This window comes from Streptomyces bobili (assembly GCF_002154575.1).
In the GTDB taxonomy this organism is placed as follows: Bacteria; Actinomycetota; Actinomycetes; order Streptomycetales; family Streptomycetaceae; genus Streptomyces; species Streptomyces bobili.
The window spans coordinates 1-10,198 of the sequence record NZ_MUBA01000332.1 but is presented as its reverse complement, the minus strand read 5'-3'; the positions used below and the strand labels follow the sequence as shown (position 1 = coordinate 10,198).

The 10,198-nt window shown below is 73.8% G+C and carries 11 protein-coding genes and 1 pseudogene; 5 read left to right on the top strand and 7 right to left on the bottom strand.

The features are described from left to right. Window positions 1–207, top strand: a pseudogene (locus BZL64_RS25385) (GNAT family N-acetyltransferase); the annotation flags it as partial. On the opposite strand, the gene BZL64_RS25380 reads toward BZL64_RS25385, so the two are convergent. Beyond that, a complete protein-coding gene (locus BZL64_RS25380; RefSeq protein ID WP_086771515.1) occupies window positions 201–1,100 on the bottom strand; it encodes a ketopantoate reductase family protein in 900 nt (299 codons plus the stop codon). The pseudogene BZL64_RS25385 and the gene BZL64_RS25380 sit on opposite strands and share 7 nt — an antisense overlap. 124 nt (window positions 1,101–1,224) lie before the next feature. Here BZL64_RS25380 and BZL64_RS25375 point away from each other — a divergent pair, with 124 nt between their 5' ends. Beyond that, the gene (locus tag BZL64_RS25375) at window positions 1,225–1,464 is read left to right on the top strand and encodes a DUF2277 domain-containing protein (RefSeq protein WP_086771514.1); all 240 of its coding nucleotides are present in this window, start codon (window positions 1,225–1,227) and stop codon (window positions 1,462–1,464) included. Between the two features lie 192 nt (window positions 1,465–1,656). On the opposite strand, the gene BZL64_RS25370 is transcribed toward BZL64_RS25375, so the two are convergent. The 5 genes from BZL64_RS25370 to BZL64_RS25350 form a co-directional block, all read right to left on the bottom strand. Further along, window positions 1,657–2,268, bottom strand: coding sequence for a DedA family protein (locus BZL64_RS25370; protein ID WP_086771513.1), 612 nt, complete (start codon window positions 2,266–2,268; stop codon window positions 1,657–1,659). 250 nt (window positions 2,269–2,518) lie between these two features. Beyond that, on the bottom strand, window positions 2,519–2,986 hold the full coding sequence (locus tag BZL64_RS25365; RefSeq protein ID WP_086771512.1) for a DoxX family protein: 468 nt from the start codon (window positions 2,984–2,986) through the stop codon (window positions 2,519–2,521). A 97-nt stretch (window positions 2,987–3,083) separates the two neighbouring features. Beyond that, window positions 3,084–5,072 (bottom strand): FAD/NAD(P)-binding protein, encoded by a 1,989-nt coding sequence (locus tag BZL64_RS25360; RefSeq protein WP_086771511.1) that lies wholly within the window; start codon window positions 5,070–5,072, stop codon window positions 3,084–3,086. A 162-nt stretch (window positions 5,073–5,234) separates the two neighbouring features. Continuing rightward, window positions 5,235–6,863 carry an alkaline phosphatase D family protein gene (locus BZL64_RS25355; RefSeq protein WP_086771510.1) on the bottom strand — a complete coding sequence of 543 codons (1,629 nt, stop codon included), beginning with the start codon at window positions 6,861–6,863 and terminating at the stop codon, window positions 5,235–5,237. Window positions 6,864–6,940: 77 nt separating this feature from the next. Further along, window positions 6,941–7,585: an HNH endonuclease family protein gene (locus BZL64_RS25350; RefSeq protein WP_086771509.1), complete on the bottom strand. Its 645-nt coding sequence runs from the start codon at window positions 7,583–7,585 to the stop codon at window positions 6,941–6,943. Window positions 7,586–8,190: 605 nt separating this feature from the next. Here BZL64_RS25350 and BZL64_RS25345 point away from each other — a divergent pair. Both BZL64_RS25345 and BZL64_RS25340 read left to right on the top strand, forming a co-directional pair. Further along, window positions 8,191–8,772 carry a TMEM165/GDT1 family protein gene (locus BZL64_RS25345; RefSeq protein WP_086771508.1) on the top strand — a complete coding sequence of 194 codons (582 nt, stop codon included), beginning with the start codon at window positions 8,191–8,193 and terminating at the stop codon, window positions 8,770–8,772. A gap of 201 nt (window positions 8,773–8,973) precedes the next feature. Next, window positions 8,974–9,642, top strand: coding sequence for an HAD-IA family hydrolase (locus BZL64_RS25340; RefSeq protein WP_086771507.1), 669 nt, complete (start codon window positions 8,974–8,976; stop codon window positions 9,640–9,642). Between the two features lie 37 nt (window positions 9,643–9,679). On the opposite strand, the gene BZL64_RS41340 is transcribed toward BZL64_RS25340, so the two are convergent. Continuing rightward, a complete protein-coding gene (locus BZL64_RS41340) occupies window positions 9,680–9,868 on the bottom strand; it encodes a peptidoglycan-binding domain-containing protein (protein WP_244205493.1) in 189 nt (62 codons plus the stop codon). A 91-nt stretch (window positions 9,869–9,959) separates the two neighbouring features. On the opposite strand from BZL64_RS41340, the gene BZL64_RS41335 reads away from it, so the two are divergent. Continuing rightward, window positions 9,960–10,198: hypothetical protein (locus BZL64_RS41335; RefSeq protein WP_244205492.1), on the top strand; the 239-nt coding region annotated here is incomplete at its 3' end.

The window sequence follows — 10,198 nt, the reverse complement described above, 5'->3', positions numbered from 1 at the left end:
GCCCGCGCGGTCACCGACGCCGTCAGGAAGGCCGTGCGGGAGACCGGCGGCCACCGGACCCTGCACGCCTTCCCGAGCGTGGATCACCCCGCGTCCAACGGCGTGTGCCGCAGAGCGGGGTTCACCCTGCTCGGCCCGTTCGACTTCGAGTACCCGAAGGGGCACTGGATCACGTCGAACGACTGGTACGTCGACCTGACTCAGTAACCCGCTTCCCGCAACTCTCCTACCAGGCGCGTCGCCACCGGGACCGGCACCCCGTGCCGGTCGGCCGCGCGGAGCAACGCCCCGCCGATGGCGTCCAGTTCGAGCGGGCGGCCGGCCTCGGCGTCGCGCTGCATGGACGACCTGGTGGCCGGCGGGAAGGCGTCGTAGCGGGCCAGTGCCGCCGCCGGGTCGGTGGGGGCGCCACAGGCGCGGCTCACCGCGGCCGTCTCCTCGACCAGGGCGGTCAGGTCTGCGCGGTGGCGTGTCCTGACCTCACCCAGCGGCAGCGCGTGCCGCGTCGTGAGGAGGGCGAAGGGGGCGAGGAACGCCATCTTCGCCCACAGCGCGGCCGTCTCGTCCGGCAGGATCCGGGTCGTCGGGCCGGCCTCCGTCAGTGCCCGCGAGAGGGCGTCGAGGCGAGGTCGGGGGACCTGGTCGCCGGTGAGGTCGATCTCCGCGAACGGGCTCGCGTGCTCGATCACGCCCGCGGCGATCCGCGTCGACTCCACCCGGATGACGGCCGGGGCCACGGCCTGCGGGCCGTACCGGGCACGCAGGGCCGCCGGGTGCTCGACGCCGTTGAGGAAGGGCACGAGGAGGGCGTCGCCGAGAGCGGCGGAGGGGACGCGGGTCAGGGCCGCGTCGAGGGCGGTGTGCTTGACGGTGATCAGCACGGCGTCGACGGGGACCCGGAGTTCGGTGTCGGCCGTCACGGGGGCGGTGAAGTCGCCGAGCCGCGGGCTGCGGACGCGCACGCCCTGGGTGCGCAGGTGGGTGGCCGTGTCCTCGCCGGACAGGCAGATCACCTGGTGGCCCGCGCGGGACAGGAGCCCGGCGAGGAGGCCGCCGATGCCGCCGGGGCCGAGGATCGCCAGAGTGAGCTTGTTCGCCATGGTGTCGCTGTTCCTCTCGTCGGTCGGCCCCGGGTGTGGTGGCCGCCTCGGAAGTGATCATGGCAGGGGGCGGGGGTTGAGGAAAGGGGCGACGGATCGGGGTCCACGGGGTGAGACTGGAGGCATGTGCCGGAGTATCAAGACGCTTCGTCCCCCTGTGCTGGCCGAGGAGGCCACCGAGGACGAGATTCGGGCTGCCGCCCTCCAGTACGTGCGGAAGGTGTCCGGGTTCCGGGTGCCGGCCGCCCACAACCGGGAGGTCTTCGAGCGGGCGGTGGACGCGGTGGCGGAGGCCACGGCGTCGCTGCTGGCCGAGTTGGAGGTACGGGGGTCCGCGAGGTCGGCCGCGCCGGGCGGAGGATGAGGGCCGGGCGTGGCGGCGTGCGCCGACGTGCGGGTCGGCTGCGGTGCGGGGTGCGCCGACCGTGAGGAGGAGCCCCTTTCAGGGCTGATCGGAGGTCCGCGCGCACCCCCCGCGCGTCACGCGGGTCGGCGGCGCGCCCGGCGTCGAAGGACGGGCGTCGAAGAAACCGGAGTCGAAGGAACCCTCAGCGGGTCACGCCGGCCGGCGGCGCATCAGGTACGCCGCTCCGGCGCCTGCCGCGAAGAGGGCCAGGAAGGAGACCCCGGTCGCCAGCCACGTCGCGCCGAGCCACGTCGCGCCGTAGTAGCCGAGGGCGACGCTGTACGCGGCCCAGGAGAGGCCGGCGAGGGCCGACCAGGGGAGGAAGTCGCGGACCCGCCGGTGTGCGGCGCCCGCGATGAGGGAGACGACCGACCGGCCGGCCGGGGCGAACCGGGCCAGGACGACGAGCGCGCCGCCGCCCTCCGCGAGAGCCCCGCCGAGACGTTCCTGCGCGGTGGTCAGCCGCCGGGAACGGGAGATCGCACGGTCCAGCCGCGCCCCGCCGCGCCGGGCGAGCCGGTAGGCCGCCAGGTCGCCGAGGACGGAGGCCGTCGCCGCGGAGAGGATCAGGGCGAGGATGTCGGGCACCTCATGGGGCAGCCGCCCGGTCGCCGCGCCCGATCCGGCGGCAGCGGCCGTCGCCGCCGTGATGACGAGGACGCCGCTGGGCAGCACCGGGAGGAACACGTCGAGGAGCACCGACAGGGCCACCAACGCGTAGATCCATGGGGCGCCGATCAACGCCCCCACACTTTCGAACACCGCGAAATCTCCCCGTCGTCTCCCCCGTGCGGCCGAACCGTGCCGCTGTGTCGCGGGGGAGCGGCAGGTGCGGCCATGACAGCCATACAGCGTACGCCCGGGGTGTGACAGGAGGTTCACGGGGGGCTCGTGTGTTCAACACGGCGTGTTCACACGGGGACGCGCCGTTCACGCGCGAGGCGCCCTCCCCGAGGTCGCGGGAAGGGCGCCGGGGACGCGATGCATCAGGCCGCGCCGGGGACGCGTGGTGTCAGGCTGCGACGGGGGACTGCTCCGCGGCGGGCTCGCGCTCCGGCGTCGTACGCCGGGCGGCCAGGCGGGCGAAGAGCCGGTCCGCGCCGAGTGCGCCGGAGCCGGTGAAGATCAGCAGCAGGAAGGCCCAGCAGAACATCGCGGAGGCCTCGCCGCCGTTCTGGATCGGCCACAGCGCCATCGACTGGTGGACGTCGAAGTACGCGTAGGCCATGGAGCCGGAGGCGAGGAAGGCGGCGGCGCGGGTGCCGAGGCCGAGCATCACCAGGCTGCCGCAGACGAGCTGGATCACGGCGGCGTACCAGCCGGGCCAGGTGCCGGCGTCGATGGTGCCGCCGTCGCTGCCCGCCGCTCCGCCGAGGACGCCGAAGAGCGAGGCGGCGCCGTGGCAGGCGAAGAGCAGTCCGACGACGATGCGGAAGAGGCCGATCGCGTAGGGCTGTGCGCTGTCGAGACGAGCGGACATGGGGGGTGCTCCTTCGGTGTCGGTCGTACGGCCTGCCCTGGGGTGAGCGGGTCGCGTGGGGCGGCGGTACCGAATGAGCGACCAACGTTAGGCGCAGCTAATCAATACTTGCAAGTTCAACATTTGGCCATGGCCGGGATGTTGTCCGGGCTCCCGTTTCGGGCTCCGTCGCACGTAGGACGGCTCTGGCCACCGCGTCCGCGTCCGAAAGCGTGACCGAATCCACCCCTGGGCGGGCCCCCGCGGCCGTCACCCAGTGCACGCCCTCCGTGGGCACACCGAAGGCGAACCGCCGTGCGTGGCACCGTCCTTGACGGTCGATCAGATGATAGGGCCGTTGTGTTACGTCCAGCCCTCCCGTCTCGTAACCGTCCACCGTGTGCGGCCGGCACCGCCCGGTCCTCAGCAGGTGGGCGAGGAGGGCGTCGCCGGTGCGCCGCAGGTCCGGCTCCGGAAGCCGGGCCTCGACGAGGGTGGTCACGCGGACGTCCGACCCGGGCACCTCCGGGGAGTGCGCGTGCCAGGCCCCCGCCGCCTCCCGTACCTCAAGCCGGGGGCCGAGCACCGTCACGATCCCCGCCTCGACCAGCGCGGCCAGTTCCTCGACGCGGCGGCGGGGCGGCCCGATGGACAGGAAGGCATTGAGCGGGGTGTACCAGCGGTCGAGGTGATCCCGGCGGGAGGCGCCCGTCAGTCCGCCGTGGTCGACGACCAGCCGCAGCTCGTTGCGCAGATCGCGCAGCACGTCCAGGGCCGCCTTCGACGGACCCCGTACGTTGCCCAGCGCGGCCTCGGCGGCGTCCCGGCGCAGATACGCCGACAGCCACTCCCGCCACTGCCCCGGACCCGCGAACTCCCTTCCCTTATACGGCCGGGCGATCCGGTCCCAGTCCCAGCGGCCGGCCCCCGGCAGGCCGAACTCGTCGAGTACGGCCGCCTCTTGGGCGGACCGGTGCGGCGCGGCGAGGAAGCTCGCGGTGAACTCCGGGCGCCGCACGAGAGGGACGAGGGCCGTGTAGTAGACCGTTTCCACCTCCTTCGCCACCAGCGGCCATATCTCCGCGAGGAAGTCGGGCGCCTCCCCGGAGTCGGCCCGCTTGCGCAAGCCCGAGATCACCTCGGGGGTGAGGACGCGCGGGGTGTGACGGCCGTACGGGCCCTTGGCGTTGTCGCCGCGCGCCTGGTACGGCACGCCGCGCCGGGAGCCGGCGTACAGGCGCGGCTCGCGGCCGGAGGGCAGGTATCGCAGGCCGCCCGCGGCGGGCAGGAAACGGCCGCCGCGGCCGGTCGTCAGCAGGGCCGTGTGGTCGAAGAAGTTCAGACCCAGGCCGCGCAGCAGCACCGGTTCGCCGGGGCGGACGGCCGAGAGGTCGACGTCGGCCGGGTTGGCGGGCGGGACATGGCGCAGGCCGTGCCGTTCGGCGTGGGCGGCGTGACGGCGGTGGGCGGCGTCGGCGGCCACCGGGAGGTGGCCCTGGGCGAGGACCACGGCGGACAGGCCGGGCAGCACCCGGCCGTCGTCCAGGGTGAGCACCTGGCGGCCGTCGGCCCCGTCGTCGAGCCGGACCGCGCGGGCCGCGTGCGTCCGCACCCGCACGGAGTCCGGCGCCGTCCGTACGGTCCGCGCGAACACCCACTCCAGGTAGCGGCCGTAGCGCGCACGGGTCGGATACTCGTCCGGGCCCAGCCCCCCGTCCGCCCACTCGTGCAGGCTCGGGCCGGGCCGGACGGGGCCCGCGCAGTCCACGCTGTCATCGGTGAACAGGGTCACCTGCGAGGCCACCGTGTTCATCAGCAGCTCCGGCGACTGCGCCGTGCGCCAGACCCGGCCGGGCCCCGGCGGCGCGGGGTCGACGACATGGACCGTCAGCCGTGCGCCGGGCGGGAGCAGGCCGGGCGCGGAGGCGCAGAGGCGTTCCAGGACGCTGGTGCCGCGCGGTCCGGCACCGACGAGGGCGACGGCGGCGGAGGAGGCGGCGACGGAGGAGACGGAGGAGGCCACGGCGGCGGCCGGCGCCGGGCGGAGGGGCGCCGGTTCCGTGTTCGCTGAGGACAAAGGGGGAACTCCCGGGCGTGTGGGGCGCATTGGAGCGGACCGCCCACGGGACGCACCGGACCCGTGCGGCTCACACGGCTCACTGGAAGCGGACGGTCCGCCTCATCATGCCCCCGCACCCTGGCGAAGCCAACGCGGCCCCCATCGGCCCCGGTTGGCCCGGCTCAGCCTGGGTTGCCCCCTCGAATCCCGCTATCCAGAGGTCAGTTCGGACTCCTCCACGAGGACGAGCGCACCGTCCGCGCGCGCCTGGTGCAGCCGCAGCCAGGCCGAACGCCCGCGCAGCGTCAGGGTCATGAGCTGGTTGCCGAACCAGGGGCCGCCCGTCTTGCGCCAGCCCACCGGTGGCCGCGGCGAGCGCCCGTGCCTTCGGAAACCGCGCCCCAGAGCGCGGGCGAGGGCGCTCCACCCGAAGCGGAAGCCCGCGCGTATCGACAGCGGGATGGAGTTGTGCACCGGCGAGCAGGTGAGCTGCAGCACCCGCGCGTCGGGAACGTCGCCCGGCCAGCGCGGCTCGGCCACATAGGCGTGGTGCACGTCCCCCGACAGCACGAGCACGCTCGCCGGCGCCTGCGGTCCCGTCCCCACCTCGGCCAGCAGCCGGGTCAGCGCGGCGAAGGAGTCGGGGAACGCCGCCCAGTGCTCCAGGTCCGCCGCCCGCCGCACCTTCTCCCCGAACCGCGCCGACCGCGCCCCGCGTTCGCCCCGGCACAGCGCCGCGTTCCACCCCTCCGCGTCGTGCACCAGGTGCGGCAGCAGCCAGGGCAGGGAGGTGCCGACGAGGAGATGGTCGTACGACCCCGGTGTGTCCAGGGCCTGTTCGCGCAGCCAGCGCGCCTGCCCGGCGTCGAGCATCGCGCGGCCGTCCTCGGCGAGGACCCGCGCGGCGCGGGTGTCCACCATCAGCAGCCGGACCCGCCCGAAGTCGCGGCGGTAGCTCCAGCGCACGCCCGCCGGTTCGGTGTCGGCGCGGCAGGCGAAGTCCCGCACGAGGTCGGTGCCGTCGGGAGTGTCCCGGACGGCCGCGTAGAGCGGGTCGGCGGCCAGGGCGGCGGGGGAGAGGTTCCCGAGGTGCTGGTACACCCAGTACGACATCAGGCCGCTCAGCACCCGCTCGCGCCACCAGTCGGTGGCCCGCATGTCGGCCACCCAGGAGGCGGAGGTGTTCCAGTCGTCTATGACGTCGTGGTCGTCGAAGATCATGCAGCTCGGCACGGTGGACAGCAGCCAGCGGACCTCGGGATCGCGCCAGGACTCGTCGTAGAGCCAGGTGTACTCCTCGTAGTCGGCGACCTCGCTGCCCGGCGGTTCCGTCAGGTCGCGGCGGCCGGCGATGCGCCGCCTGGTCGCGTCCGAGGTCTCGTCGGCGTACACCTGGTCGCCGAGCAGCAGCAGGACGTCGGGCCGCTCACCGTCGGGGTCGGCGGCGATCCGCGCGGCCAGGCTGTCCAGGGCGTCGGGGCCCACCGGGTCGTGCTCGCCCGCCGGCGGCGCCGCCCACCGGCAGGACCCGAAGGCCACCCGTACGTCGTCGTCGCCGGCCGGGGTGCGGATGGCGGAGGGCGGGAAGGGGGAGTCGTCGGGCGGCCACGCCCGGGTGCCGTCGAGGAACACCTCGTACGGCGTGGCCGTGCCCGGAGTGAGCCCGGTGACCGGGATCAGGGCGTAGTGGTGGCCCGCCACCTGGAAGGTGCGGGTCGTGCCGCCTGAGCCGTCCGCGCAGCGCACCTCGGCGGCGCACGGACGGCCCGCCTCGATCCAGACCGTCGCGGACGAGCCGTCGGCGTATCTCAGCAGGGGTCCCAGCCGCAGTCCGGCCACGTGATCGCCTCCTCCGTCGCCCCGTACGGTACGGAACGACGGAGGAGAACGGGGAGGTTCCTCGCCGGGATCTTCGATCAGCAGCTCGCGAGGTAGCTGGTGAGCGCGCTCTTCTCGGCGGAGTCCACGGAGAGGCCGTAGTAGTACTTCACCTGGACCCAGGCGCGGACGTAGGTGCAGCGGTAGGCCGTGCGCGAGGGCATCCAGGTGGCGGGGTCCTGGTCGCCCTTGGACTGGTTGACGTTGTCCGTGACGGCGATGAGCTGCGGGCGGGTCAGGTCGTTGGCGAAGGACTGGCGGCGGGCGGTGGTCCAGCTGTCGGCGCCGGAGTCCCAGGCCTCGGCGAGCGGCACCAGGTGGTCGATGTCGAGGTCGGAGGCGGCGGTCCAGGTCGCGCCCTCGTAGACCGAGTACCAGCTGCCGCTGGTGGCGGCGCAGGCGGAGTCCTGGACGACGTTCGTGCCGTCGCGCTTGAGGACGACCTCGCGGGTGTTGCAGGTGCCGGACTGGGTGATCCAGTGCGGGAAGAGGTCGCGGTTGTAGCCGGTGCGGTCCTCCGTCGCCACGGTGAGGGAGGCGAGGTAGGTGCGGGCGGTGGTGGCGCTGACCGGGGTGGGGAGGGCCGCGGAGGCGCTCGGGGAGTTGAAGAGGGCGGCGGAGGCTATCAGTCCGGTGAGCGCCGCGAGTATGCTGACCCGTCGACGCGCGTAGAACTTCGACATGCGAACTCCCTTGAGGGGGTGGGGCGTTGCGGTGCGAGCGAGGGAATGCTCGCGGGGCCGCATTGCGGGGAGGTGTGCGCGCGGTAAGAAGCTAGTGACGTGCGCATGACACAACAAGGGGTGTGGCGGGACTTTCGGTCCCGCGGCGGCTCCGGGGGCCGCGACCAGGGGGTTTCCGCGGTCCTGGCTGGGCCGTTCCTGGGGTCGGCCCAGGGTGCTCCCGCGGTCGGCGCCGGGTCCGGACCGCGGTCGGCCCCAGGGTGCTTCCGCGGTCTGCCCAGGGTGCTTTCGCGGTCGGCGCCAGGTCTGGACGGCGGCCGGCCTCCCCAGCGCTTCCGCGGTCGGCCCCGGAGGTCGGTGCGGGGGTCACGTACTATGGACGGCGCAGAAGGGGAGTAGCTCTTCGCCGGACCGTCGACATACTGCTCAGCTCGTCTGAGCCGGCGCCCGGAGGCAGGCCTTCACAGGGTCGGCCAGCGAGACCTTCGGCAAGCAGTGCACCTCCGTGCCATGTGGCGCGGAGCACACGTGTGCTGCCGTGCCGAGGCGTCCTGTGCGAAGGAAGCAGCACTCTCGGTGGGGCGGCCCCGACCGATTGAGGACCCTTGATCAGCCTGACCGTGACGGCGCTCGTCTTCGGCGTCGTCTTCCTCGCCGAACTGCCCGACAAGACCGCCCTCGCCGGCCTCGTCCTCGGCACCCGCTACCGCGCCTCGTACGTCTTCGCCGGCGTCGCCGCCGCCTTCGCGCTGCACGTCACGCTCGCCGTCGCGGCCGGCAGTGTGCTGACCCTGCTCCCGCAGCAGCTCGTGCACGCGCTCACCGGCGTGCTGTTCCTCGGCGGCGCGGCCGTGCTGCTGATGAAGAAGGACGAGGGCGACGAGGAGATCCGCAAGCCCGAGGACCAGTCCTTCTGGAAGGTCTCCGGGGCGGGCTTCATGCTCATCCTCGTCGCCGAGTTCGGCGATCTGACCCAGATCATGACGGCCAACCTCGCCGCCCGCTACGACGACCCGCTCTCCGTCGGTCTCGGCGCGGTGCTGGCCCTGTGGTCGGTGGCCGGACTGGGCATCGTCGGCGGAAAGGCCCTGATGAAGCGGGTGCCGCTGAAGCTGATCACCCAGATCGCGGCGGTGCTGATGCTGGGCCTCGGCGTGTGGAGCCTGTGGGAGGCGATCGCCGGCTGAGCCCGGCGCGGGAGCAGCGCGCCGAGCCGCGCGTGAGCTGAACGGAAGGTGAACCCTGCCGGGGCGGGTGGCGTGAGGGCCCCCTTGTTTTGTACCGTGGGGGAACAAAGTGGCTCCCGTCCGTTTTCCCTGACCGGCGGGCGGGGCCGCCTTGTTTCCGGCGTGCTCGCGCACGCGCCCCGTCCGCGCTGGGAGTCGCCGATGCCGGCCGCCGTTTCCACCACCGTCCTGACCGCCCGTGCCCTCCTCCTCGACATGGACGGCACCCTCGTGAACTCCGACGCCGTCGTGGAGCGCGTCTGGCGGCGCTGGGCCGACCGGCACGGTCTTGACGGCGACGACGTCATGAAGGTCGTCCACGGCCGTCAGGGATACGCCTCGATGGCCGTCCTGCTGCCGCACCGCCCCATGGAACAGAACCTCGCCGACAACGCGCGGATGCTCGCGGAGGAGACCGCCGACCTGGACGGCGTCGTGCCGGTCCCCGGCGCGCCGGCGTTCCTCGCCTCCCTGCGTGACGTCCCGCACGCCCTGGTCACCTCGGCGGACGCCCCCCTCTCGACGGCCCGCATGGCCGCCGCGGGCCTGGCCCTCCCCGAGATCCGCGTCACCGCTGAATCGGTCGGCGCGAGCAAGCCGGACCCCGAGGGCTTCCTCAAGGGCGCGGCCGAGCTGGGGGTGGCCCCGGCGGACTGCGTCGTCTTCGAGGACTCGGGGGCGGGAATCGCGGCCGGGCGCGCCGCGGGGATGCGGGTGGTGGGGGTCGGGCCGCGAGCGGCGGCACACCGGCCGGACGTGGTCGTGGGGGATCTGACGGCGGTGCGGGTGGAGGTCGCGGGGGACGTCGTCCGGATCCACGTGACCTCCTGAGAACCGGGCCGCACGGCCTACGGACCCCATGCCGCTCCTAGGGTTCCTTGGTCTCCGACTCGAGGCTCGTCCGGCTGGCAGGCCCGTACTCGCCCAGCTCGTCGCCCTGGATACCCCGCGACCACTGGTAGTTGCGGAGAGCTTCCTCGACCCGGTTGCCGAACATCCCGTTCGCCTCGTCGTTGAAGAGGTACAACTGCCGTAGCCGAAGCTGGAGTTCGGTCACCTCGGGCCCCTGGTCCCCGCGGCGCAGGACGGTCTCCTCGCCGCTGCCGCCCTCCGCCCCGTTCCCCGGCGCCAGCGACGCCGTGGTCTGGGTGGTCGGCGCGCTCGGGCTCGGCTCGGCCGACCGGGAGGGGGAAGGGGCGGCGCTGGACTCCGTGGCGGACGGCGACGCGCTCGCGCTCTCGGAGGGCGACGGCGGGGCGCTCGACGCCGACGGGGACGCGGAGCGGCTCGCCGACGGCGACGCCGGGGGCGCGCTGGTCGAGGCGTCCGGAACGGCGGCGCGAACCTCCTCCGCGGCGGCCCGGTCGCGAGCGGGATGTTCTCCTAC

Coding starts and splice junctions, on each gene's coding strand:
- BZL64_RS25375 (WP_086771514.1), top strand. CDS start 1,225: ATGTGCCGGAGTATCAAGACGCTTCGTCCCCCTGTGCTGGCCGAGGAG.
- BZL64_RS25360 (WP_086771511.1), bottom strand. CDS start 5,072: ATGCGCCCCACACGCCCGGGAGTTCCCCCTTTGTCCTCAGCGAACACG.
- BZL64_RS25365 (WP_086771512.1), bottom strand. CDS start 2,986: ATGTCCGCTCGTCTCGACAGCGCACAGCCCTACGCGATCGGCCTCTTC.
- BZL64_RS25340 (WP_086771507.1), top strand. CDS start 8,974: ATGCCGGCCGCCGTTTCCACCACCGTCCTGACCGCCCGTGCCCTCCTC.
- BZL64_RS25350 (WP_086771509.1), bottom strand. CDS start 7,585: ATGTCGAAGTTCTACGCGCGTCGACGGGTCAGCATACTCGCGGCGCTC.
- BZL64_RS25380 (WP_086771515.1), bottom strand. CDS start 1,100: ATGGCGAACAAGCTCACTCTGGCGATCCTCGGCCCCGGCGGCATCGGC.